Annotated in this window: 17 protein-coding genes; 11 read left to right on the top strand and 6 right to left on the bottom strand. The window is 62.8% G+C overall.

What is annotated here, in order from left to right:
- The first annotated feature begins 123 nt into the window (after positions 1-123).
- Positions 124-759 (top strand): LysE family translocator, encoded by a 636-nt coding sequence (locus GCM43_RS01860; protein ID WP_152241789.1) that lies wholly within the window; start codon positions 124-126, stop codon positions 757-759.
- Here the strand turns inward: GCM43_RS01860 and GCM43_RS01855 are convergent.
- The gene (locus GCM43_RS01855) at positions 722-1,462 is read right to left on the bottom strand and encodes a YceI family protein (protein ID WP_152241788.1); all 741 of its coding nucleotides are present in this window, start codon (positions 1,460-1,462) and stop codon (positions 722-724) included. The two genes, GCM43_RS01860 and GCM43_RS01855, sit on opposite strands and share 38 nt — an antisense overlap.
- 534 nt (positions 1,463-1,996) lie before the next feature.
- Positions 1,997-4,696 carry a M1 family metallopeptidase gene (locus tag GCM43_RS01850; RefSeq protein ID WP_152241787.1) on the bottom strand — a complete coding sequence of 900 codons (2,700 nt, stop codon included), beginning with the start codon at positions 4,694-4,696 and terminating at the stop codon, positions 1,997-1,999.
- A gap of 233 nt (positions 4,697-4,929) precedes the next feature.
- On the opposite strand from GCM43_RS01850, the gene GCM43_RS01845 reads away from it, so the two are divergent.
- Positions 4,930-5,553 (top strand): glutathione S-transferase family protein, encoded by a 624-nt coding sequence (locus GCM43_RS01845; protein WP_152242028.1) that lies wholly within the window; start codon positions 4,930-4,932, stop codon positions 5,551-5,553.
- An 80-nt stretch (positions 5,554-5,633) separates the two neighbouring features.
- Here GCM43_RS01845 and GCM43_RS01840 read toward each other — a convergent pair whose 3' ends face one another.
- Complete coding sequence (locus tag GCM43_RS01840) at positions 5,634-7,742, bottom strand: prolyl oligopeptidase family serine peptidase (protein WP_226929270.1); 2,109 nt, start codon at positions 7,740-7,742, stop codon at positions 5,634-5,636.
- 153 nt (positions 7,743-7,895) lie between these two features.
- Entirely contained in the window at positions 7,896-8,294 is a 399-nt protein-coding gene (locus tag GCM43_RS01835; RefSeq protein ID WP_152241786.1) for a RidA family protein, read from the bottom strand.
- Positions 8,295-8,426: 132 nt separating this feature from the next.
- Here GCM43_RS01835 and GCM43_RS01830 point away from each other — a divergent pair, with 132 nt between their 5' ends.
- From GCM43_RS01830 to GCM43_RS01795, 8 genes are all read left to right on the top strand, one after another.
- On the top strand, positions 8,427-9,329 hold the full coding sequence (locus GCM43_RS01830) for a LysR family transcriptional regulator (RefSeq protein ID WP_152241785.1): 903 nt from the start codon (positions 8,427-8,429) through the stop codon (positions 9,327-9,329).
- Between the two features lie 299 nt (positions 9,330-9,628).
- Positions 9,629-10,921 carry an MFS transporter gene (locus GCM43_RS01825; protein WP_152241784.1) on the top strand — a complete coding sequence of 431 codons (1,293 nt, stop codon included), beginning with the start codon at positions 9,629-9,631 and terminating at the stop codon, positions 10,919-10,921.
- Between the two features lie 22 nt (positions 10,922-10,943).
- Positions 10,944-13,493, top strand: a complete 2,550-nt coding sequence (gene nirB, locus GCM43_RS01820) for a nitrite reductase large subunit NirB (protein ID WP_152241783.1) — start codon at positions 10,944-10,946, stop codon at positions 13,491-13,493.
- A gap of 3 nt (positions 13,494-13,496) precedes the next feature.
- Complete coding sequence (gene nirD / locus GCM43_RS01815; protein ID WP_413770918.1) at positions 13,497-13,859, top strand: nitrite reductase small subunit NirD; 363 nt, start codon at positions 13,497-13,499, stop codon at positions 13,857-13,859.
- Positions 13,856-15,100 carry an NAD(P)/FAD-dependent oxidoreductase gene (locus tag GCM43_RS01810; RefSeq protein ID WP_226929269.1) on the top strand — a complete coding sequence of 415 codons (1,245 nt, stop codon included), beginning with the start codon at positions 13,856-13,858 and terminating at the stop codon, positions 15,098-15,100. The genes nirD and GCM43_RS01810 overlap by 4 nt, the downstream gene beginning before the upstream one ends.
- Positions 15,101-15,117: 17 nt before the next feature.
- Entirely contained in the window at positions 15,118-17,805 is a 2,688-nt protein-coding gene (locus GCM43_RS01805) for a nitrate reductase (RefSeq protein ID WP_152241782.1), read from the top strand.
- 328 nt (positions 17,806-18,133) lie between these two features.
- Positions 18,134-18,670: an adenylyl-sulfate kinase gene (gene cysC / locus GCM43_RS01800; protein ID WP_152241781.1), complete on the top strand. Its 537-nt coding sequence runs from the start codon at positions 18,134-18,136 to the stop codon at positions 18,668-18,670.
- A 193-nt stretch (positions 18,671-18,863) separates the two neighbouring features.
- Positions 18,864-20,855, top strand: a complete 1,992-nt coding sequence (locus GCM43_RS01795; RefSeq protein ID WP_193315503.1) for a diguanylate cyclase domain-containing protein — start codon at positions 18,864-18,866, stop codon at positions 20,853-20,855.
- 1 nt (position 20,856) lies between these two features.
- Here GCM43_RS01795 and GCM43_RS01790 read toward each other — a convergent pair whose 3' ends face one another.
- Positions 20,857-21,360: a MarR family winged helix-turn-helix transcriptional regulator gene (locus tag GCM43_RS01790; RefSeq protein WP_152241779.1), complete on the bottom strand. Its 504-nt coding sequence runs from the start codon at positions 21,358-21,360 to the stop codon at positions 20,857-20,859.
- A 353-nt stretch (positions 21,361-21,713) separates the two neighbouring features.
- Positions 21,714-22,514, bottom strand: coding sequence for a DeoR/GlpR family DNA-binding transcription regulator (locus GCM43_RS01785; protein ID WP_461653575.1), 801 nt, complete (start codon positions 22,512-22,514; stop codon positions 21,714-21,716).
- A 143-nt stretch (positions 22,515-22,657) separates the two neighbouring features.
- On the opposite strand from GCM43_RS01785, the gene glpD reads away from it, so the two are divergent.
- Positions 22,658-24,229, top strand: coding sequence for a glycerol-3-phosphate dehydrogenase (glpD, locus tag GCM43_RS01780; protein ID WP_152241778.1), 1,572 nt, complete (start codon positions 22,658-22,660; stop codon positions 24,227-24,229).
- Positions 24,230-24,233: the final 4 nt, after the last annotated feature.

The following is a 24,233-nucleotide window of genomic DNA, read 5'->3' as shown; positions in this document are numbered from 1 at the left end:
GTTCAAGCACATATTTTAATCGACAGAAACTGCTATTTTGTGATTAGTTGTCAAAGATGACTCGCCAGCTGTTGTATCGGTGCCTTCCGGTATGATGGCGGTTTTTGAACATGAGTATCAACCATGCTGAGTCCCGAACAACTGCTGGCCTTTCTGGCCGCCGCCACCCTGATTACGGCCAGTCCGGGGCCTGATAATCTGATGGTACTGGGTGTGGGCATGTCGCGCGGACGGCGCCAGGGCATGGTGTTCGGGCTCGGCTGCGCCCTGGGATGCCTGACGCATACGTTGTTGGCGACCGTCGGTGTATCGGCCCTGCTGGCCGCCTCGCCGCTGGCATTTACTGCACTCAAGGTGGCCGGTGCGCTGTATCTGGTCTGGCTGGGCATCGGTGCTCTGCGCAGCCGTGGCGGCGCCAAAGTGGCCGGAACTGGCGAGCTGGCAAACGAAACGCTGGGGCGCTTATTTGCCAAGGGACTGTTCGCCAACAGTATCAATCCGAAAGTCGTGCTGTTTTTTCTGACCTTTTTGCCGCAGTTCGTGCTGACCGCGCCAGGCAGCGGCAGTGCATCCTGGCAGACAGCGCAACTGGGCCTGGTATTTACCGCCCAGGCCTGCGTGCTGTTCGGTTTGCTCGGCTACTTTTCCGGCGCCATTGGCCAGTGGATCAACCAACGGCCGCGCGCCGGCCTGTGGCTCGACCGCGTTGCCGGCGCCATCTTTATCGGCCTGGGGCTGCGCCTGCTGCTGGTGCGCTAGCGCGGATATCGAAAGCCAGTTCCATCTGGTCCTGTACCGCCATGGCCCCGCCCAGCACGGAAAACGGCGTGATGCCGAAGTCGCTCTGATTGAGCAGCAGCTTGCCGCTCGCCTGCAGGCTGCGCCCGTCCGCAGCGCTCACCACGGTGGTGGGTACTGCCACCTGGCGCGTGACACCATGCAGGGTAATGGCGGCGTCGAGCACGCCCGGCGTGGCGCCGTAGCGCGCCTGCACCGTCACCAAAGGATAGCGTTCGGCGTCGAGCACGCGCACCAGCATATTGTGGCGGGTGCCGGCAATCGCTTCGTTTGAGGGCGTCGTTTCCAGCCCGGCCTGCGCGCGCAGCGCCGCTTCATCGACGCTCATGGCGTCGAGGCGAAACTGGAAAAAGGCCTGGCCGCGCGCTGGCGCTACCCAGCCCTCGAGCGTGCGGCTGGCAATCACATGATCGTGGCCGAGCCGCGCCAGCGCGCCGCCACGGCGCACGGTAATGGTCAGCAGGCTGGCTGGGGCGTCGATGCGCAGCACCGGCCCGTTCTGCGCCTGCCCATCCGGCATGGCGATATCGGCCATGGTCGTTGACGCAGGCTGAACCGCCATGGTTGAAGGCAAAGCAGGGGCGGCAGGTGAAATGGGCAGCGGCGAGCAGGCGGCCAGCAGCAGGCCTGCCAGCAGCAGCGTGGAGCGGGAGGAAACGGTCATGGATTCTTTTCATGCAGATAATGCACGATGGTAAGCGATTACGGCACTTTGTGGAGCCAGCGCGCGCTGCGTCATATTGCCGTCATATGCGGCTGCTATGCTTCGTTTCGTTGGTACAGCATGCGAGGCGCACATCACTACGCTCGGGGAGCGCTAGGATGCCGCGCATGGCTCAACAGCTTAGCCGGTGAGCTCAACCATCGGCACCAGACACCGCAGCAGGGACTGATAACAGGAAAAACAGGCTGCCTTAATGAAGTCCTAAGCCTGAAAAGCCGCAACGCTGGCATAGTGAACACATGGCGCACGGAAACCCCGGGCCCAAGGTTGCCGGACACCTCATTGACCGGCACGAATTGTGTTTTGTTGTCCTCCCTGTTTATCCCTGCGCTCTCAACAGCGTTTCAACCGGCAGCCGCATATGGCGATGCCGGTTTTTTTTTGCCTGGTGAATTGACAAAGCCTGCTTGGAACGCACCATGAGCAGCTTGCAGTGCCAGGCACTGCAAGCTGAGCTGACCGGCTAGCGTGGCATCAGCCAGCTTGCTTGGCCAACCACGCATCGATCGCCGGCAGGCGCTGCGTGCGTACCTTGATGCGGTAGGCGATATCGGCCTTGGCGGTATCGGCGTCGCCGCGTGCACCCTGCGCCAGGTGCGCTTGCGAGTACGCTTCGAGCTTGTCTATCATGGCTGCCTGCGCCGAGGCTGCGGCCAGGCGTGGAAAATAGCGGCTGCGCGAGCTGGCGTCGATACGGGCATTCACCTGCTCCAGGTGGGCCAGCGCAAAGTCGAACGCCAGTTCCGGATGCGTGTGCGCCACGCGGCTGATCATGGCCGGGCTATTGGTCACGCCCGGTTCATCCGTCAACGCCAGTGCCAGCGCACGTTTGGCCAGTGCCGCATCATCGGAGGACGCCAGCAGGTCATAGAGCTGGTTGCGGATCAGCGGGGTTTTCTCGGCTTGCGCCTCGGCGTGCAACTGGTCCCACATGGCGCTGTCGGCATGCTGGGCCACCACGCCCAGGATGGTACGGCGCAGCGGCGCCGGCAATGCGGCCGGATCGGTGCTGCGCGCGGCGTAGCGGCGGCGTGCTTCGGCGATCACCGCTGCATCATCGAGCGAACTCAATGTCGATATCAGTTGGGTGCGCAGCGTGGCCACGCTGGACGCTTCGCCGTCGCGTGCCTGCCAGCCCGTTTGCGCCAGCACCGGCGCCAGACGCGAGACAGCCCACGCATCGAAGGCGCGCTGGCGCGCCGGCTTTTCTGCCGAGCCGTCCGCATACTGCTCGTGCAGCGCGCCCAGCACACTGGCGACCTTGCCCCAGACCTGCGGGTCGGCCGACAGCGGCGTGGCTTTCACCATATCGAGGAAGTCGGATGGATTTTGCAGGCCAGCCATGCCCAGCGACTGACTGTTGGCCAGTACGCCCAACTGGTCGATGGCCGGTAGTTGGGCGAAGCTGGCGGCAAGCCCGCTGGCCAGCGCCGGTGCATACACCGTGCGGTAGTAGCCGCTCTGGCCGGCATTGACCAGCAGCGGGCCGCAGCCCGGCACCTGCATGGTGGCCTTGCCGTTTTCCACCAGCGCGCGCGCCAGCTTGCTGCTGCCCACCGTTTGCGCGATCACCGGCACGCGCCAGGTCAACGCTTTCTTGCCGTCGCGGTCCTTGGTAAATTCGCCCTGCGTGAGCTTGACGGTGGTATTGCCGGCCTTGCAGACGGCCGAATCGACGCGGATCAGCGGCACGCCTGGCTGCAGCGTGAAGTCATGCGCAATCGCGCTGACCGGCTTGCCGGCGGCCGCGTCGACCTCGCGCCACAGGTCGTTCGACACCGTATTGCCGTAGGCGTGCTTTTTCATGTAGCTGCGCACGGCCGTGCGCCAGGTATCGGCGCCCACATACGCTTCAAGCATGCGGATCACCGCTTCGCCCTTCTGGTAGGTGATGGTGTCGAAGGCCTGGCTGGCCTGTTCGACCGTGGCGATGCGCTGCACTACCGGATGGGTGGTGACCAGCGCATCGCGCGCCATGGCCGCTTCGCGTCCGCCGACGGCCGACAGCGCGGTATTCCATTCCGGGTGCATGCGTTCGGTGGCGCGGCTTTCCATCCACGAGGCAAAGCCTTCATTGAGCCACAGGTCGTCCCACCAGCGCATGGTGACCAGGTCGCCAAACCACTGGTGCGCCATTTCATGGGCCAGCGTGACGTAGATATTTTCCTTGTCGGCCTGGGTGGAGATGGCCGGGTCGAGCAGCAGGCTGTATTCGAACGTGAAGACGGCGCCCCAGTTTTCCATTGCGCCGAAGAACTGGCTGCGTCCCGGTGCGGCGATATTGTCCAGCTTGGGCAGCGGGAAGCGCACGCCAAAGTAATCGTTGTACTCGCGCAGCAACGCGGCCGACTCGTCGAGCGCAAAGCGGCCTTGGGCCAGCGCGCCTTTCTTGGTAATCACGCCAATTTCCGTGCCGTCCGAATTGGCGGTGGCGCGCTCGAATTCGCCGAGGCCGAAAAACAGCAGATAGGTCGACATGCGCGGCGTGGTGGCAAAGCTTACGCGCTTCTTGCCGTTGCCCGCATCAACGCTGGAGGTGATCGGCATATTGCCCACGGCCATCTGGTTTGATGGCACCGTCACGTCGAGCGCAAAAGTGGCCTTGTAGTCCGGTTCATCCCACGACGGAATCACGCTGCGCGCATCCGAGTTTTCAAACTGCGTGTACAGCGCGCGCTTGCGCCCTTCCGGCGTGTCGTAGTCGAGCGAGAACAGGCCGGTGGCCTGGCTGCCGATCTTGCCGCTGTAGTCAATGGCCAGCGTGTACTGGCCCTTGGCCAGCGGCTTGGCAAAATGCAGCGTGGCGGTCTGTTTGTCCGCATCGATATCGATTTTGCTGGCCTGCTGCATGCCGCCCACGCCTTCGATGCTGGCGCCGGCAAAGGTCAGTTCGAGCGCATTGACGGTAATGCTGCTGGTCGGTGCCGACACCGTCACGGTAATGGCCACCTTGGCCATAAAGCTCGATGCCTGTGCATCGGGCGTGAGCGACAGCGCATAGTGCGACGGCGTGACGCCGCGTGGCAACTGGGTGGTAGTGCTGTCGGCATGCGCGGCGCTGGCGTGGCGCACATTGCTTGTGTTGTTGGCGGCATAGGCGCCGGTGGCGGCCAGTGCCAGGACGGCGGCGGCAATTTTGGTGCTGGCGTGGCGGCGTGCGAAAGTGCGGTACATGGGAACCTTGTTGGGCATGAAGAGCGTGGCGGGCCTTGTGGGCTGTCGGCGGTCGTGGTTGAAAGTGGACACTGGATCAGGTTCGCCGGCGCGGTCGCCCGGCGATCCCGCCACGCAATCTACGGGCAAAGCCGGCCAAAGTCAAACACTGACGGCTGCTATGATGGCGTTGCACCCACAGCCAAGTTCAGCGACTTTTCATAACAACAAGGTATGCAAACAAGGAGACCATGATGAAACTGTATAGTACCCCGCGCACCCCCAATCCACGCCGCGTGACCATGTTTATGGCCGAGAAAGGCATCACCGGCGTCGAGCAGGTGGCGATTGACCTGATGGCCGGCCAGCACCGCGATCCGGTTTTTTTGCAGAAGAACCCGATGGGCCGCGTGCCGGCGCTGGAATTGCCGGACGGTCGCGTGCTGTGTGAAACGCGCGCCATCTGCACCTATCTGGAAGGCCTGCAGCCTGACCCGAACCTGATGGGAGAGGGATTTGAAGAGCGCGCCTTTATCGAGATGGCCGACCGGCGCATCGAACTGCATCTGTTTCTGGGCATCGTCAACAGCGTGCGCCATAGCCACCCGGCGCTGGCGGCGCTGGAAAACCCGCAGTTTGCCGACTATGGCGCAGCGCAAGGCATCAAAATGCGCGAGACGGCGCAGTGGCTCGACCAGCTGCTGGCGCAGCAGCCCTATGTCGCCGGCGAGCGCTTCACGATCGCCGACATCACCGCTTTTTGCGCGCTGGAATTCGCGCGCGGCCTGATGAAATACACGCCGGGCGCCGAAGGGCTGCCGCATCTGCAGGCCTACCGCGACCGCATTGCCGCCCGCCCCAGCGCGCAGACAAAATAAACCCGGCAGGCCGGCGTAGGTCGGGTTAGCCGGCACGGCGTAACCCGACAACACCCGCGAACCCAACCACAGCCACTACCCTACCGCAACTGCTTCTGCAAAAAGGTATACGTCATCGCCCACATCAGCGCCTGCTGGTCGTTATTGGCCGCGCCGGCATGGCCGCCTTCCGTGTTTTCCCAGTACAGCACATCGTGACCCTGTTCGTCCATCTTGGCCACCATCTTGCGCGCGTGGCCCGGATGGACGCGGTCGTCACGGGTCGAGGTGGTAAATAGCGTGCGCGGATATTTTCTGTCCTTGAACACGTTCTGGTACGGTGAGTACTTGCTGATATACGACCATTGCTCCGGCACGTCCGGGTCGCCATATTCGCCCATCCATGAGGCGCCAGCCAGCAGCTTGTTATAGCGGCGCATGTCGAGCAGCGGCACCTGGCTGACGACGGCGTTGAACAGGTCAGGGCGCTGGGTCAATACGGCGCCGACCAGGAGGCCGCCATTGCTGCCGCCCATGATGCCCAGGTGGCGCGGACTGGTCAGCTTGCGCTTGATCAGGTCCTGCGCCACCGAGATAAAGTCATCGTAGGCGCGCTGGCGGTTTTCCTTGAGCGCCGCCTGGTGCCAGCGCGGGCCGAATTCGCCGCCGCCGCGGATATTGGCCAGCACATACACGCCGCCCTGTTTCAGCCAGGACTCGCCGATAATGCCGCTGTAGTTCGGTTTGAGCGATACCTCGAAGCCGCCGTAGCCATACAGCACGGTGGGGTTCTTGCCATCGAGCCGGGTCTTCTTGTTCATGATGACAAAGTAGGGCACTTTGGTGCCGTCCTTCGAGGTCGACTCGTACTGTGCCACCTTGTAGGGTTTGGCGTCAAAGTACGCCGGCAGCGACTTGATCTTCGTGCGCGCATCGCTTTGCACCTGGCCCAGGTACAGCGTGGTGGGGTTCAGGAAGTCGGTCACGATCAGGAAATACTGGTCGGAGTCGACCGGGTCGAGCGGGTTGACGACCAGCGTGCCCAGCGCCGGAGCGTCGACAGCGCGACGCAGCCATTTGCCGTCCACGTGGCGCAGCTCCGTGATGCGGTTCTTGACCTTGTCCAGTTCCGTGATCAGGATCGCCGATCTGGTGGCCGCCACGCCGTCGAGCGACGAGGTAGCCGTGGGCGCGTACAGCACCTCGAAGTCCTGCTTTCCCTGCATGAAGGCGGCAAAGTCCATCGCCAGCAGCGCGCCTTGCGGGTAGGTCTTGCCGTTGATGTTCCAGTCCGAGCGCAGCGTCAGCACGACCTGGTCGCGCACCGTAAAGGCGTTGGCGTCGATCGGCTTGGGCAGTTTTTTCAGACTGTCGCCTTCGCGCAGGAACATCTCGCTGCTGTAAAAATCGATCTGCCGCTCGACGAACTGCACCTCGTGGCCGGGCGTGAAGTCCTTGTAGGCGCCGGCGCTCATGTCGCTGGCCTGCGCTTCGTACAGCGTCTTCGCGTCGGTCAGCGGCGTGCCGCGACGCCATTGCTTGATCATGCGCGGATAGCCGGAACTGGTCATCGAGCCGGGGCCGAAATCGGTCGAGACAAAAATCGTGTCGGTATCGATCCAGCTGGCGCTGCCTTTCGCTTCGGGCAGCTTGAAGCCGTCGTCGACAAACGCGCGCTTGGCCACGTCATATTCGCGCACCACCTTGGCGTCGCCGCCGCCGCGCGACAGCGATACCAGGCAGCGCTCGCCCTTCGGATACAGGCAGGAGACGCCGCCCCAGACCCAGTTCTCGCCTTCGCTCGCCGCCAGCGCATCGAGGTCGATCACGGTTTCCCACTGCGTATCGGCAGCCTGGTATTGCGCCAGCGTGGTGCGGCGCCAGATGCCGCGCACATGCTGGGCGTCGCGCCAGAAATTATAGTAATAGTCGCCTTCCTTGCTCACGTAGGCGATGCGCTCTTTCGAGTTGAGGATGGTTTTCAGGCGCGCGTCGAGCGCGGCAAAGCCGGGTTGGCTTTGCAGCTCCTTGACGGTGACGGCGTTGTGCGTGCGTACCCAGTCCATCGGGCGCTCGCCGCTGATGTCTTCGAGCCACTGCAGCGGATCGGTCGGTGGATTGGCGGCGGAATCGGGCGACTGGGCATGCGCCAGGCCGGCGGTAGCCAGGCCGAGCAGCATGCTGCCTGCGAACTTGCGATATAAAGACATAAGGCTTTCCTTGGCAATAACGGTTGTGCCGGTTTGCTGTCAAAACGGCACGCACATGTTGCCATGGATTGCTTTACAGAACCAGAGGCTGTGCCTGATACCGCCAGGTTCGCGTCCCCGGCCCGCCATTTTTTCGCCTTTTAATTTCAACGTTCAGGCTTCAGGCAGTTTTGCCACCACCTTGATCTCGAACTGGAAGCCATATAGCCAGGTCACGCCCACCGCCGTCACCGTCGGGTAGGGCGCCTGGCCCCAATACTCGGCCTGCACCAGATCCCAGATGCGCTGGAAGGTCTGTTCCGGATCGACCAGGAACAGCGTCACGTCCTGCACATCGTCAAAAGTGCAGCCTGCCGCCTGCAAAATGGCGTTCAGGTTGTCAAAGGCGCGCCGTACCTGTGCTTCGAGTTCAGGCTCAGGCGAGCCGTCGTCGCGGCTGCCGACCTGGCCCGACACAAACAGCAGGCCGTTGGCGCGGATGGCCGGTGAATAGCGGTTCTGTTCATACAGCGCCTGGCGCCCCGGTGGAAAAACGATATCGCGTGCTGTCATGGTGTCTCTCTGGTCATTGCAGGCCCGTGCCTGCGCAAGACCTTACTTTAACCAGCAAGCGAGACTGGAAAAAGCAGCAAGACAGTACAGGACTGTTTGTATAATCCAAACAATCATGAAAGGACACTGGCGATGGACCGGCTCGATACGATGAAAACCTTTGTGCGCGTGGTGGAAACGGGCAGCTTTACCAAAGCGGCGCACACCCTCGGCATCAGCCGCGCCACCGTCACGCAGCTGATCCAGCAGCTCGAAGCGCGACTGCAGATGAAACTGCTCAACCGCACCACGCGCAAGGTCAATGTTACGGCCGACGGTGCTGCTTATTACGAACGCATCGTCCCCTTGCTGTTTGACCTCGACGAGATTGAAAGCAGCCTGCCCAGCGCCGCCTCGTTGCCGCGCGGCGTGCTGCGCGTCGATATGCCCAGCCCCTTTGCCACGCTGATCCTGATGCCGGCGCTGCCGCAGTTCCATGCGCGCTATCCTGATATCGTATTGGAACTGGGCGCCAGCGACCGCATGGTCGATGTGATCGGCGAGAACGTCGATTGCGTGATCCGTGGCGGCGAGATCACCGACCAGTCGCTGGTGGCGCGCCCGCTGGCCCAACTGCAGTTGGGCGTCTATGCGGCGCCAGCCTATCTGGCGCGCGCCGGCACGCCGCGCCATCCGCGCGAGCTCGAAGATGGTGCGCACCGCATCGTGCGCTTTCGCTGGCGCAGCAGCGCCAGTTCGCCCTATGTCCTGCAGCGTGGTGAAGAAACAGTGACCATCCGCGGCCAGCATGTGCTGTCGATCGACGACGGCAATGCCTACCTGGCAGCGGGCCTGGCCGGCATGGGCGCGCTGTGGCTGCCCGACTATATGGCCAGGGCCGCTGTGGCCAGCGGTGCGCTGCTGCCGCTGTTTGCCGGCTGGCAGATCGCGCCGATGGCCATGTCGCTTGCCTATCCGCCCAATCGCCACCTGAGCAAGAAGCTGCGCGTGTTTATCGACTGGGTGCAGCAACTGATGGCGCAGCAGTCCTGTTAGTGCAAAAACGCCATGTCCTGGCGCCCGCTGCACCAACAAGTGGCATTGCTGCACTGCGATATGCCATGCTGGCATCGCCATGCCCGTGCAAAACGCCTGTGTACCCGTTAAAAAGCTGGCACGGCGCTTGCTAAAGAAAGGGTACGGATCAACGGCGATCCCCTGAACAAACAACGGTCCAATGACGGACCACACGGACAACGGCGTCCGCCCAGGCTGAATGACTTCATGCAGCAGGGGCGGGCGCCGTTTTGTTTTTGTGCGACAGAGTTTTTTAACGGGATACTTCGGGAACCATCATGGCCAGCAAAGCTAACAGCATCGCGCTCTTCTCCCTCGCCACGCCACCCATGCGCGCCTTTCACCTGACGTGGATGGCGTTCTTCGTCTGCTTTTTCGCCTGGTTCGCCTGCGCACCGCTGATGCCGGTGATCAAGGGCGAATTCGGCCTCTCGCTGGCGCAGGTCGCCAATATCAATATTGCGGCAGTGGCCATCACCATCCTGGTGCGCCTGATAGTGGGCCCGCTGTGCGACCGCTACGGTCCGCGCAAGACCTACACCGGCCTGCTGGTGCTGGGCGCCATTCCCGTGCTGGGCGTGGCGGCGGCGCAAAGCTATGAAAGCTTTCTGTTTTTCCGCCTCGGCATCGGTGCGGTCGGCGCCAGCTTTGTCATCACCCAGTACCATACCTCGGTGATGTTTGCGCCGCGCGTGGTCGGCACCGCCAATGCGGCCGCTGCCGGCTGGGGCAATGCCGGCGGCGGTGCAGCGCAGGCGCTGATGCCGCTGCTGCTGGGCGCTATCGTCATGCTGGGCGTATCGGAAACCATGGGCTGGCGCTTGGCGCTGCTGGTGCCGGGCGTACTGATGCTGGTGATGGCGGTGCTGTACTGGCGCTATACGCAGGACTGCCCGGAAGGCAATTACTCGGATCTGCGCGCCGCTGGCATGACGATTGAAAACGGTAAAAAGGGCGGCTGGGCCAGTTTCAAGGCCGCTGCCAGCAACTACCGGGTCTGGCTGCTGTTCGTCACCTACGGCGCCTGCTTCGGCATCGAGATTTTTATTCACAATATCGCCGCCGTCTACTACGTCGACCACTTTGGCCTGTCGCTGAAATCGGCTGGCCTGGCTGCCGGCAGTTTTGGCCTGCTGGCGCTGTTTGCCCGCGCCCTGGGCGGCTGGCTGTCCGACAAGCTGGCCCTGCGCGGCAACCTCAATAGCCGCGTGACCTTGCTGTTCATGCTGATGATCGGCGAAGGCGTGGGCCTGCTGTGGTTTGCCAAGGTCGATAGCGTCACTTACGCCGTGATTGCCATGCTGGTATTCGGCCTGTTCACCCATATGGCCTGCGGCGCAACCTATGCACTGGTGCCATTTATCGACAGCAAAGCACTGGGCGGCGTGGCCGGCATTATCGGCGCCGGCGGCAATGTGGGCGCGGTCGCTGCAGGCTTTCTGATGAAAGGTACCGGCGACATTCGTCAGACATTGATTATCCTGAGCGTGCTGGTGGTGGTATCGGCTCTGTGCGCCATTGCCGTGCGCTTCAGTGCCATGCCGGCAGAACAGAAGATGGCTGCGGCCTGAGGAGAGCAAGATGACACATTCCATGAAAATCGTTGTACTGGGCAATGGCATGGTCGGCCACAAATTCCTCGAGCGCCTGGCGCTGGAGAGCAATGCGCGCCTGTCGGTTACGGTGCTGTGCGAAGAGCCGCGCCCGGCCTACGACCGCGTGCATCTGTCGGAGTATTTCACTGGCAAGTCGGCAGACGATTTGTCGCTGGTGGCGCCCGGTTTTTTTGAGCAGCCCAATGTCGCCCTGAAGCTCAACGCACGCGCCGTCAGCGTCGACCGCGCCGCGAAGACCGTAACGGTCAGCACCGGCGAGATCCTGCCGTACGACAAACTGGTGTTTGCCACCGGCTCGACCCCGTTCGTGCCGCCACTGCCCGGCAAGGACCGCGACGGCTGCTTTGTCTACCGCACCATCGAGGACCTGGACGCGATGCTGGCCTGGGGCGGCAAGTCGACAACCGGCGTGGTGATCGGCGGCGGGCTGTTGGGCCTGGAATGCGCCAAGGCGCTGCGCGACCTCAAGCTCGACACCCATGTGGTGGAATTTGCGCCGCGCCTGATGGCGGTGCAGGTCGATGAAGGCGGCGCGCGCGTTTTGCGCCGCAAGATCGAGCAACTGGGCGTGACCGTACATACGCAGAAAAACACGCTGGCCATTGTCGATGGCGAAGCCGCCACGCACCGCATGCAGTTTGCCGACGGCAGCCACCTGGAAGCGGACATGATCGTGTTCTCGGCCGGCATCCGTCCGCGCGACGAACTGGCGCGCGCCTGCGGCCTGGAAGTCGGCCCGCGCGGCGGCATCGCGATCGACGATAGCTGCCTGACGTCCGACCCTGACATTTACGCCATCGGCGAGTGCGCGCTGTGGGGCGGACTGGTATTCGGCCTGGTGGCGCCCGGTTATGAAATGGCCCGTATCGCGGCGCGCCATGTGCTGCAGGAAGAGGGCGAGGCCAGTTTCAAGGGCGCCGACATGAGCACCAAGCTCAAGCTGATGGGCGTGGACGTGGCCAGCCTGGGCGACCCGCACGGCAATGCGCCTGGCAGCCGCAGCTACCAGTTCATGGACGAGCGCAAGCAGATCTACAAGAAAATCGTGGTGTCGGACTGTGGCAAATACCTGCTTGGCGGCGTGATGGTGGGCGACGCCAGCGAATACGGTACGCTGCTGCAGATGATGCTGAACAAAATCGAGCTGCCCGAGTCGCCCGAGTTCCTGATCCTGCCGCAGGCCGACGGCCAGCAGGCCAGTCACGGCCTGGGCGTGGACGCCTTGCCCGATACGGCGCAGATCTGCTCATGCAACGATGTGTCGAAAGGCGCGCTGTGCGCGGCAGTGGCCAATGGCGCCACCAGCATCGGTGAACTGAAAAGCTGCACGAAAGCCGGCACTGCCTGTGGCGGCTGCGTGCCGCTGGTCACGCAGATCATGAAGGCTGAAATGAAAAAGCAGGGCATGGCGGTCAACAATCATGTCTGCGAACACTTTGCTTTCACACGCCAGGAACTGCATCACCTGGTGCGCGTGGAAAAAATCCGCAGCTTCGGCGAACTGCTGGAAGCGCACGGCCATGGCCTCGGTTGCGATGTGTGCAAGCCGCTGGTGGCCAATATTCTCGCGTCGTGCTGGAACGATTTTGTACTGAAACCGGTGCACGCCAGCCTGCAGGACAGCAATGACTACTTTCTCGGCAATATCCAGAAAGACGGCACCTATTCGGTCGTGCCGCGCATGCCGGGCGGCGAAGTGACGGCCGACGGTCTGATCGCGGTGGGCATGGTGGCGAAAAAATACGGCCTGTACACCAAGATCACGGGCGGCCAGCGGGTCGACCTGTTCGGCGCGCGCGTCGAGCAGCTGCCGGACATCTGGGAAGAGCTGATTGCGGCCGGTTTCGAGTCGGGACATGCCTATGGCAAGTCGCTGCGCACGGTCAAATCGTGCGTCGGCTCGACCTGGTGCCGTTACGGCGTGGCCGACAGCGTGGGCTTTGCGATTGCACTGGAAAACCGCTACAAGGGTCTGCGCACGCCGCACAAGATCAAGTTTGGCGTCTCCGGCTGCACGCGTGAATGCGCCGAAGCGCAAGGCAAGGATATCGGCCTGATCGCCACCGAAAAAGGCTGGAACCTGTACGTGTGCGGCAATGGCGGCATGAAGCCGCGCCACGCCGAACTGATTGCCAGCGATCTCGATGAAGCCACGTTGATCAAATATGTCGACCGTTTCCTGATGTTCTATGTGCGCACGGCAGACCGTCTGCAGCGTACCAGCGTATGGCGCGACAACCTCGAAGGCGGCCTCGATTACCTGAAAGCGGTGGTGATCAACGACAGCCTCGGCATCGGCAGCGAGCTCGAAGCGGACATGCAGCATGTGGTCGACCATTATGCTGACGAGTGGAAAGTGGCCGTGTCCGACCCGGCCGTGCGCCAGCGCTTCCGCCATTTCATCAATAGCGACCAGGGTGACGAAAACGTGGTGTTCGTGCCCGAGCGCGGCCAGATTCGCCCGGCCACGTTCGACGAACGCCGCCGCCCGAACGCCGTGATTCCCATTTTAGCCGTGGAGGTTTAAGCCATGAACGACATGACCGTCATGCAGCAACCGCAATTGAGCGACTGGCAGGCCATTTGCGCGCTGTCCGATATCGTGCCCGATACGGGCGTATGCGCGCTCGTCAAGGGCCGCCATGTGGCGTTGTTCCGGGTCGGCGACGCCTCGCCGCGCGTCTATGCGATCGACAATATCGATCCCAATGCCGGCGCCTCGGTGCTGTCGCGCGGTCTGGTGGGCAGCATCGGCGAACGGGTAGTGGTGGCCTCGCCGCTGTACAAGCAGCATTTCGACCTGGCCAGCGGCGAGTGCATTGAAGCGCCTGAAAATTCGGTGGCGGCCTGGCCGGCGCGCGTGTTTGCCGACATGGTGTGGGTGGCGCTGTGAATGCTTGCGCCTCGCCGGCGCCGGTTCGCCAGTCGCTGGTGGTGGTGGGTAACGGCATGGCCGGCATGCGCACGGTCGAAGAGCTGCTGAAACTGGCACCGGACCTGTACGACATCACCGTTTTCGGCGCCGAGCCGCATGGCAATTACAACCGTATCCTGCTCTCGCCGGTGCTCGCTGGCGAAAAAACGGTGGACGACATCATGCTGCACACGCGCGAATGGTACGCGCAAAACGGCATCACCCTGCATGCAGGCGACCCGGTGGTGCGCATCGACCGGCGCCAGCGCGTGGTGCAATCGCAGTCGGGCCTGTGCGTGCCGTATGACCGGCTGCTGCTGGCCACCGGCTCGACGCCGTTTATCGTGCCCGTGCCTGGCCATGAACTGCCGGGCGTGATCGGCTTCCGCGATATTGCCGACGTCGACACCATGCTGCAGGCGGCGCGCACGCACCGCCATGCGGTGGTGATTGGTGGCGGCCTGTTGGGACTGGAAGCGGCCAACGGCCTGCAGCGCCAGGGCATGGACGTGACCGTGGTGCACATGAGCGCCAGCCTGATGAACCAGCAGCTCGACCAGCCGGCGTCGGCGCTGCTGAAAGCCGCGCTGGAATCGCGCGGGCTGCGCTTTCTGATGCAGGCCCAGACCGAGGCGATTGTCGGCAAGGAGCGCGTTGAAGGCGTGCGCTTTGCTGATGGCAGCACCATTCCCGCCGACCTGGTGGTAATGACGGCCGGCGTGCGGCCCAATGTGGCGCTGGCGCGCGCGGCCGGCCTGCACTGCGAACGCGCCATCGTGGTCGACGACACCCTGCAAAGCTACGATCCGCGCGTGTATGCAGTGGGCGAATGCGTGCAGCACCGCCGCGCCACCTTTGGCCTGGTCGCGCCGATCTGGGAGCAGGCGCGCGTGGCCGGAGCCCATCTGGCCGGCGCCGGCCACCGCCGCTATGTGCAGCAGGCCAGCGCCACCAAGCTGAAAGTGACCGGTATCGACCTCTATTCGGCCGGCGACATCATCGGCGGCGAAGGCAGCGAAGACCTGGTGCTGCGCGACCCGCGCCGTGCCATCTACAAGCGCCTGGTAGTGCAGGGCAACCGGCTGACCGGCGCCGTGCTGTATGGCGACGTGCAGGACGGTCCCTGGTATTTTGATTTGATACAGCAACGCCGCGATATCAGCGCCTTGCGCGCGCGCCTGCTGTTTGGCCAGGCGCTGTGCAGCCAGACCCAGACTTAACCATCACAGGAAACACCATGATTACCAGCACGCCCGTGAAAACCACTTGCCCTTACTGCGGCGTCGGCTGCGGCGTGGAAGCCACGCGCCTGCCCGACGGCGCCATCCGCATTGCCGGCGATACCGCGCATCCGGCCAACGCAGGCCGCCTGTGCGTCAAGGGTTCCGCGCTGGGCGATACCGTCTCGCTCGACCAGCGTTTGCTCTATCCGCAAGTGCGCCAGGATGGCGTTTTGCGGCGCGCCAGCTGGGACAGTGCGCTCGACAAGGTGGCCGGCGGCCTGCGCGCGATTATCGACCAGCACGGCCCCGATGCGGTGGCGCTGTATGTCTCGGGCCAGCTGCTGACAGAAGACTATTACATTGCCAACAAGCTGATGAAAGGCTATGTGGGCAGTGCCAATATCGACACCAATTCGCGCCTGTGCATGTCGTCGGCGGTGGCCGGCCACAAGCGCGCGTTCGGCGAAGACATCGTGCCGGGCTGCTACGAAGACCTGGAACTGGCCGACATGGTGGTGCTGGTCGGCTCGAACACGGCCTGGTGCCATCCCATTTTGTTCCAGCGCATCGTGCGCCTGCGTGAGAGCCGCCCGCACATGAAGCTGGTGGTGATCGATCCGCGCCGTACCGCCACCTGCGAGCTGGCCGACCTGCACCTGCCCATCAAGCCCGGCACCGATGTGTGGCTGTTCAACGGTCTGCTGTGCTACTTGGCCAGGGCTGGCGTAATCGCCGACGACTTTGTCACGCAGCACAGCAGCGGCCTCGATGCGGCGCTGGCAGTGGCCCATGAAGACTGCAGCGATCCGCTCAAGGTGGCGCGCATCTGCAAGATTGACCCAGACGCCCTGCTGGCGTTTTATCGCGACTTTGCGGCCACCGGCAAGGTAGTGACCGCTTACTCGATGGGCGTCAATCAGTCGTCGAGCGGCACCGACAAAGCCAACAGCATCATCAACTGCCACCTGGCCACGGGGCGTATCGGCCAGCCGGGCATGGGGCCGTTTTCGCTGACCGGCCAGCCCAACGCCATGGGCGGGCGCGAAGTGGGCGGGTTGGCCAATATGCTGGCTGCGCACATGGAGCTCGACAATGCGCAGCACCGGGAAGTGGTACAGACGTTCTGGGACGCACCGGCCATGGCCGACAAGCCGGGCCTGAAGGCGCTCGACTTGTTCCACGCCATCGAAGAAGGCAAGGTGAAAGCCGTGTGGATCATGGCCACCAATCCGCTGGTCAGCATGCCCGACGCCGACCAGCTGCGCCGCGCGCTGGACAAATGCGAACTGGTGGTGGTGTCCGAGATCAGCGCGCAAAGCGATACCAATGCCCATGCCGACGTGCTGCTGCCGGCGTTGGGCTGGGGCGAAAAAGACGGCACGGTGACCAATTCGGAGCGGCGTATCTCGCGCCAGCGCGCCTTTTTGCCGGCCCCGGGCGAGGCGCGCGCCGACTGGCAGGTGCTGTGCGAGGTGGCGCAGCGCATGGGCTATGCCGGCTTTGATTTTGCGTCGCCACAGGCTATTTTCGATGAACATGCGCGCTTGTCTGCCTGGCGTAATGAAGGGGCAACAGCGCGCCTGTTCAATCTGTTTGATCTCACCGGCATGGATGCAGCACAGTATGACGCCCTGGCGCCGCAGCAGTGGCCGCAAGGCCAGGCGCGCCTGTTCGGCGACGGCCGCTTTGCCCATGCCGATGGCCGTGCGCGTTTTGTGCCCACTGCGCCGCGTGCGCCGCGCAATGTACCCGATGAAGACTATCCGCTGATACTCAATACCGGGCGCGTGCGCGACCAGTGGCATACCATGACGCGCACCGGCAAGGCGGCGCGCCTGTCGGATCACTTGCCCGAATCGTTTATCGACATCCATCCCAACGACGCGCTGCTCTACAGCGTGCGTGAAGGCGAACTGGCGCGCATCTCCAGCGCCTGGGGCGCGATGGTGGCGCGCGTGGTGCATGGCGGCGGCGTGGCGCGCGGCCAGGTGTTCGTGCCGATCCACTGGAGCGACGCCAATGCCTCCGACGCGCGCGTGGGGGCGGTGGTCAATCCGGTGGTCGATCCGGTCTCGGGCGAGCCCGAATTCAAGCATACGCCGGTACGCATCGAGCAGTTCCGCGTGCACTGGCATGCGTTCGTGCTGAGCCGCAAGCCGATTGAGCTCGATGGCGTGGCACACTGGACGCGTGTGCAGGGCGAGCAGTTCCAGCGCTATGAGCTCGCTGGTCGTACCCGCATCGCCGACCTCGGCGACTGGGCGCGTACGCTGCTGCAGGTGGACGATCCCGATGCCGACTGGCTTGACTACCAGGATGCCAGCGCCGGCGTCTATCGCGCGGTGCACCTGGAAGACGGGCGCATCACGCAGTGCGTTTATGTTTCGCCGCGCCCGGACCTGCCCTCGCGCGCCTGGCTGGCCAGCCTGTTTGCCCATGAGCAGCTCGACCCGCTCGACCGCGCCGGCGTGCTGCTGGGCGCGCCAATTGCCAAAGGGGCTGATGCCGGCCCAACAGTCTGCGCCTGCTTCGGCGTAGGTCGCAATACCATCTGCAACGCTATCCGCGAGCGCGGCTTGACCACCAGTGCGCAGGTCACCAGCTGCGTCAAGGCGGGCGGCAATTGCGGCTCCTGTGTGCCGGAGATACGTCAGTTGATTGCCGTTACGCTGGCCGAGGCGGCTGAAGAGAAAGCTGCGTAGCGCTGTCATGGCGTTCAGTTAATCTGTCTGGCGCATTTAATAGCTTAAAAACGTCAAGCGGGCCGGAGACGCGAGCCTGAGAAAATGCCGATGGCGGCGTTGCAGCTCCTCGCCGTACATGCGTACTGTCTTCGTTGCTGCGCCTTGCCCTCGGCATTTTTCAGGCTCGCTTGGCCCGGTACGCCTGTTCTGGCAACTGAGGCTTTAATTTGTTTCGCAGGTTGACTGGTCGCGTAGGGAGCTAACTGAACGCCATTATGCGTAACGCTGCCTGTTGTGTTTCTGTGCCGGTGTTTGCTATATTGCCAGCACATCAACAGGAGACGGCATGGCAGCTAGCGCAGCGTTATATTCATCTACCGTCTGGCTGACCGGGCTGTCGGGCGCCGGCAAGACCAGTATTGCCGAAGCGCTGGCGCTGCGATTGCAGGACGAGGGCAGGGCGGTGTATGTGCTAGATGGCGACAGGCTGCGCCATGGCCTGAACCGCGACCTCGGCTTTGCGCCGCAGGATCGGCGTGAAAATATCCGCCGCGCTGCCGAAGTGGCGAGGCTGATGAATGATGCCGGCCTGCTGGTGATCGCGGCCTTTATCTCGCCCTACCGCGAAGATCGCGCCATGGCGGCAGATGTTATCGGCGCCGAGCGCTGGCTGGAAGTGCATGTCAGCACGCCGGTCGAGGTATGCGAGGCGCGCGATCCGAAGGGACTCTACGCGCGCGCGCGTGCCGGCCAGCTTGCCCAGTTCACCGGCATCACCGCGCCCTACGAGGCGCCGCTGGCCGCCGGCCTGACGCTCGACACGCGTGCGCGCACGATCGATGCGTCGGTTGACGAACTTCTCCGGTTTCTCCATCTGTTATAAAAAACCACACTGTGCGGCGGGACGGCGCAGCTTTTGCATGCCGCCATGGTACTTTTGGTATCATGTTGCAAAGCAATCTATTTCCATGCCTGCCAGATAAGCCCTGAGCAGGCGGACCGCCGGGGCGCAGTACCAGGCACTACCGGACCTAGCAGCCATGATAACGAGTACACGCAAGCGATGGCGCAGTATCTTGCCAGCCAGCCTCAAAGCACGCATGAGCGTGGTAGTGTTCCTGCTGGTGCTGGGCGCGGTGGCGCTGCTGGCGCTGGCCACGCTGGCGCTGGCCGAGCGCGACATGCGCGCCGTGACCGGCCAGCAGCAATTTGTATCGCTGGCCAGCGCCGCCGTTTTCATCGACGAGGAACTCGCTGCCAAGCGCAACGTGCTGCGCGTGCTTGCCGACAGCATCGCTGCGCTCGATATCGACGACCAGCCCGGCCTGCAGCGCTTCCTTAATGCTCAGACCATATTGAGCAAGGAATTTTTTACCGCCGGCCTGGTCGGTCTCGATGGCACGCTGCTGGCCAGCCTGGCGCCGGCCAGGCTGCGCGCCGGTTCGGTCAAGCTCAACTTGCGGGGCAGGGCGTATTTCGACCAGACCCTGGCGCAAAAGCGTTCCATTATTTCCGAGCCCTTGCAGGGCAGTGTGTCGGGCATGCCGGTGGTGGTGGTGACCCAGCCGGTGTTCGATGCGCGCGGGCAGATCCGCTACGTGCTGGCTGCCAGCGTCAATTTGCGCCAGCCCGATTTCCTGGGCAGGCTCAGTTCGCTACGGCCCGGTGTGGGCGGGCACTTGTATATCATGACCGCTGACGGCATCGTCGTCGAGCACCCCGACAAATCGCTGATCATGCAGCATATTGCCGCGCTGTGTCCGCCCAGTATCCCGACCAGCAACGCCATCAAGGGCTTTGAAGGCTGGATGACCGGCAAGACCAGCAAAGGAGAAGATGCGCTGTTTGCCTATCGCCGCATCGCGTCGACCAACTGGATACTGGCTTCTGTTTATCCGACCAGTGCCGCATTCGCGCCGCTGCATGCGATACGCAGCAAGGTATTGGTGGCGGCATTATGCATGGCGGCGGTAGCGGGCCTGCTGGGCTGGCGCGTGGTGCTGCGCCTGCTGCACCCGCTCGAGCGCCTGCGCCGGCAGGTGCACGGCATTCGCCGCGACCGGGTTGGTATCGAGGTATTGCAGATCGGGCGGCGCGATGAGATCGGCGACCTGAGCCGTGACTTCTATTCGCTGGTGGCGGAACGCGAATCGGCCCAGGCGCAGACGCGCGCCAGCGAGCGGCGCCTGAAACTGCTGACCGATCACGTGCCGGTGGTGATTGTCTATATCGACCGCGAACACCGCTACCAGTTCATGAACGCCACGTTTGAAAAATGGTTCGGCGTCTCGATAGCGGAAGGGATGATGAATTCGATTCGCGACGTGCTGGGCGAGGCCGCCTACGCGATGCGTGAACAGCATTTGCGCCGTGCGTTTGCCGGTGAAGAAGTCGAGTATGAATTTACCACCGATGCTGCCGATGGTTGCCGCTCGTTCCAGACCAATTACATCCCTGATGTGGCTGAAGACGGGCAGGTGGCTGGCGTGTATGGCCTGATCCACGAGATTACCAAGGTGAAGGCCGTGCACTCGGCGCTGCAGTTTGCCGCCGCCACCGATGTGCTGACGGGCATCGCCAACCGCCGCCGCTTTGACGAGCAACTGGCCCTGAGCATGCAGCGGGCCAGGGAGACGGGCGAGCCGATGGCGTTGGCCTATCTCGATATCGACCGTTTCAAGGGCATCAACGACAGCCTCGGTCATGCGGCCGGCGACGAGGTGCTCAAGGAGTTTGCCGCGCGCCTGGTGCGCAAGGTGCGCGCCAGCGACCTGCCTGCGCGCCTGGCCGGCGATGAATTCGTGATCATCTTCGATGCCGTGACCAGTGCTGCCGAGGTGCAGCAGATCGGCCGCAAGATCATCGAAGCGATACGCGTGCCGTTCCGGCTGTCGCAGGGCGAACTGCTGGTCACGACCAGCATCGGCATAGCACTGTTTCGCCACGGCGAACTGGTGCCGGAGCAATTGCTGGCAGTGGCCGACCAGGCGCTGTACCAGGCCAAGGATCAGGGCCGTGATACGGTGGCCCTGATCGAGGCTGACGCAACAGCAGGCCGGACGGCCTGACTCAGTTCAGCGGCTCGCTTTTAAGCTGGTGCGTACGCGCCACTTCCTTCATCGCTTCAAGCAGGCTTTCGCGCAGCGGCGGCGGCAGCTGGCCAAAAAACTCTTCGTCATTCTGGTCGGCCATGCCGGCCAGCACTGGCACCAGCGCCTCGCCTTCGGCCGTCAGCTCGATCGAATGCTGGCGACGGTCGGCCAGCAGGATGGACTTGCTGACCATGCCCTTGCTTTCCAGCCGGTCGATCAGCTTGGAGACGGCGCCCTTGCTCATGCCGGCCACTTGCGCCAGCGTGGTGGGCGAAGTGCAGCCGAGACGGAACATCTCGCGCAACACCACCCACTCGGAGACGGTCACGCCATTGGCTTCGGCTTTTTTCTGAAAGCTGTGCGATACGTGGGTGGAAACAAAACGCAGCCAGTAGCCGAGATGGGCTTCGAGTTCGCTGACGGCGGCGGCGTTGGCGTGGATGCCGGACGATTTGACGCCCACTTCAAAAGTATGGTTCATCTCATTTCCTTCACTAGGCGGCGCTTCGGGCATGGTTTGGGCCGTGGCGCTGGATGTCGAGTGGCTTGTTGGGGAATCGTGGTCTTGCATGCAGTCTTTACAGGTAATTTCCTAAGAAATCACTATGCTCCATGAGTTAATTTTCAATAATGATGTTGATAATTCGATTAAGCAAAAAGCAATATCACGCGCACAATCGTCTTGCCAATAAGGAAGATTAAAATTATAACTCATGTTGCATCAATGGTAACAGCATTATTTTGACAACGAAAACATTTTCCCTCTCAATAAGTGAAGTCCTGCACATAACGATCAATTGACTGCCGTTCGGCGGCGCCCGGCCAGGTCCAGTGTCAGGCGGCGACGACCACTTTGACGGCGGCATCGCGCAAAACGCGCGCAAAGCGCGGCGGCGGCGGCGCATCGGTAAACAGCATGTCGACCTGCGCCAGATCGGCCAGCCGCACCAGCGCCTTGCGGCCGAATTTATGCTGGTCGGCGACCAGCCACACTTCACGCGACTGTTCGATAATGGCTTGCGCCACGCGCACCTCGCGCGCGTCGAAGTCGCGCAGGCTGCCATCCTCGTCGATGCTGGAGATGCCGATAATGCCGATATCGACCTTGAACTGGCGGATAAAGTCGATGGTTGCCTCACCCACGATGCCGCGGTCGCGCCCGCGCACCACGCCGCCGGCCACGATCACCTCGCAGCCCGGATTGTCGGCCAGGATGGCGGCCACGTTGAGGTTGTTGGTCACCACGTGCAGGCCCGCATGCTGGCCCAGCGCGCGCGCCACTTCTTCGGTGGTGGTGCCGATATTGATCAATAGCGAACAGCCGTGCGGCACTTGCTGCGCCACCGCGCCGGCGATGCGGCGCTTCGCTTCGCTGTTGAACACCTGGCGCTGGCTGTAATCGATATTTTCCACCGAAGAGGGCAGGCCGACGCCGCCGTGGTAGCGCGCCAGCAGGCGCGCTTCTTCCATCTGCTTGACATCGCGGCGCACGGTTTGTGGCGTCACGCCCAGTTGCTGGGCCAGTTCTTCCACCGAAACGGTCAATTGCTGGCGTACCGCATCGAGCAGGCGGCGCTGGCGGGGATTCAAAATCATGGTAACTTTCTTATAAAACGAAAATAAACGAACAAATATTGATTAAAATATGTTGCTATGCATTCGTATTCTGGCGTATCTTATTCATATGGTATGTGAATACCTTCAGTATTGATCTTAAACACAGTCGCTGGCGATGCCTAGTTTTTCTTGCCAGCGACCATGACAAAAATGGAGTTGCAATGACGGTTGTACCGCACCACGATTCATCGACAGGCCTTCACCAGCCGAACGCAACGAGAGAGCTCGCCTGCGATGTGCTGGTGGTCGGCGGCGGCATCAACGGCGCCGGCATTGCGCGTGACGCAGCCGGACGCGGCCTGTCGGTGGTGCTGTGCGAAAAGGATGACTTGGCCGCGCATACCTCGTCAGCTTCGACCAAGTTGATTCATGGCGGCCTGCGCTATCTCGAGTATTACGAGTTCGGCCTGGTGCGCAAAGCGCTGATCGAGCGCGAAGTGCTGCTGCGCTCGGCGCCGCATATCATGTGGCCGCTGCGCTTCGTGATGCCGCACGCTAAAGGGCAGCGTCCGGCCTGGCTGATCCGCGCCGGCCTGTTTTTGTACGATATGCTGGCCAAACGCGAACTGTTGCCGGGCTCGGCCAGCATCAATCTCAAACGCCATCCAGCCGGCCAGCCGCTGAAGGCGCAATTCGAACGCGGTTTTGTGTATTCCGATGGCTGGGTCAACGATGCGCGGCTGGTGCTGCTCAACGCGGTTGATGCGGCCGAGCGCGGCGCGCAGATTTTTACGCGCACCCGTTGCACCGCCTTGCAGCGCGAGGCGGACGGCTGGCAGGCGCGCCTGCAGCATGAAGACGGCAGCGCGGTGCTGGTGCGCGCGCGCAGCGTGGTCAACGCCACCGGGCCGTGGACGGCCGAATTCCTGCAGCAGGCAGCCCCGGCTGGACCGGCGCGCAAGCTGCGCCTGATCAAGGGCAGCCATATCGTTGTCAAGCGCCTGTTCGAGCACGATCATGCGTATATCTTCCAGCACCCGGACGGACGCATCGTGTTTGCGATTCCCTATGAAGACGACTACACGCTGATCGGCACCACCGACCTCGACTATCAGGGCGACAGCGGAAAAGTTGCTATCAGTAATGAAGAAATCAGTTACTTGTGCGAACTTTCCAGTTACTATTTCAGCAAGCCGATTACGCCAGATGATGTGGTCTGGACCTATTCAGGCGTGCGTCCGCTGGTACAGGACGAAGCGGCCGACGCCAAGGCCGTCACGCGCGATTACCGCTTCGAGCTGGATCAGGACGGCCCGCCCTTGCTGAGCGTTTTTGGCGGCAAGATCACGACCTTTCGCAAGCTGGCCGAGGAAGCACTCGACCTGCTGGCGCCGACCCTGGGCAATACGCACGGCGCCTGGAGTGCGGCGGCCTGCCTGCCCGGCGGCGATGTGGCAGGCAGCACGCCGCAGAACCGTGCGGTACGCGAGTTCGGCAGTTTTGTTCAGGGCTGGCAGCAGCAGTACGACTGGCTGCCACCGGCGCTGGTAGCGCGTTATGCGCGCGCTTATGGCACGCGCATTCATGCGCTGCTGAAAGGGCGCGACAGCCTGGCGGCAATGGGCGAGGAAATTGCACCGGGGCTGTATGCGGCCGAAGTCGATTACTGGCGGCGCCATGAATTTGCCGTTACGGCCGCTGACATGCTGTGGCGGCGTTCCAAGCTGGGCCTGCATTTGCCCGCTGGCACGGAATTGATACTGGATGACTGGCTGGCCCGCCATCCCTTGTAGTTTG

The sequence above is a fragment of the Janthinobacterium aquaticum genome (assembly GCF_009208565.1).
In the GTDB taxonomy this organism is placed as follows: domain Bacteria; phylum Pseudomonadota; class Gammaproteobacteria; order Burkholderiales; family Burkholderiaceae_D; genus Janthinobacterium.
This window is presented reverse-complemented; position numbering and strand designations above follow the sequence as displayed.

Bases quoted from the DNA above. Each gene is read 5' to 3' on its own strand.
- GCM43_RS01855 (WP_152241788.1), bottom strand. From the start codon at position 1,462: ATGACCGTTTCCTCCCGCTCCACGCTGCTGCTGGCAGGCCTGCTGCTG.
- nirB (WP_152241783.1), top strand. From the start codon at position 10,944: ATGAAAATCGTTGTACTGGGCAATGGCATGGTCGGCCACAAATTCCTC.
- GCM43_RS01850 (WP_152241787.1), bottom strand. From the start codon at position 4,696: ATGTACCGCACTTTCGCACGCCGCCACGCCAGCACCAAAATTGCCGCC.
- GCM43_RS01830 (WP_152241785.1), top strand. From the start codon at position 8,427: ATGGACCGGCTCGATACGATGAAAACCTTTGTGCGCGTGGTGGAAACG.
- GCM43_RS01825 (WP_152241784.1), top strand. From the start codon at position 9,629: ATGGCCAGCAAAGCTAACAGCATCGCGCTCTTCTCCCTCGCCACGCCA.
- GCM43_RS01835 (WP_152241786.1), bottom strand. From the start codon at position 8,294: ATGACAGCACGCGATATCGTTTTTCCACCGGGGCGCCAGGCGCTGTAT.
- GCM43_RS01790 (WP_152241779.1), bottom strand. From the start codon at position 21,360: ATGAACCATACTTTTGAAGTGGGCGTCAAATCGTCCGGCATCCACGCC.
- nirD (WP_413770918.1), top strand. From the start codon at position 13,497: ATGAACGACATGACCGTCATGCAGCAACCGCAATTGAGCGACTGGCAG.
- GCM43_RS01840 (WP_226929270.1), bottom strand. From the start codon at position 7,742: ATGTCTTTATATCGCAAGTTCGCAGGCAGCATGCTGCTCGGCCTGGCT.
- glpD (WP_152241778.1), top strand. From the start codon at position 22,658: ATGACGGTTGTACCGCACCACGATTCATCGACAGGCCTTCACCAGCCG.
- GCM43_RS01805 (WP_152241782.1), top strand. From the start codon at position 15,118: ATGATTACCAGCACGCCCGTGAAAACCACTTGCCCTTACTGCGGCGTC.
- GCM43_RS01845 (WP_152242028.1), top strand. From the start codon at position 4,930: ATGAAACTGTATAGTACCCCGCGCACCCCCAATCCACGCCGCGTGACC.
- cysC (WP_152241781.1), top strand. From the start codon at position 18,134: ATGGCAGCTAGCGCAGCGTTATATTCATCTACCGTCTGGCTGACCGGG.
- GCM43_RS01860 (WP_152241789.1), top strand. From the start codon at position 124: ATGCTGAGTCCCGAACAACTGCTGGCCTTTCTGGCCGCCGCCACCCTG.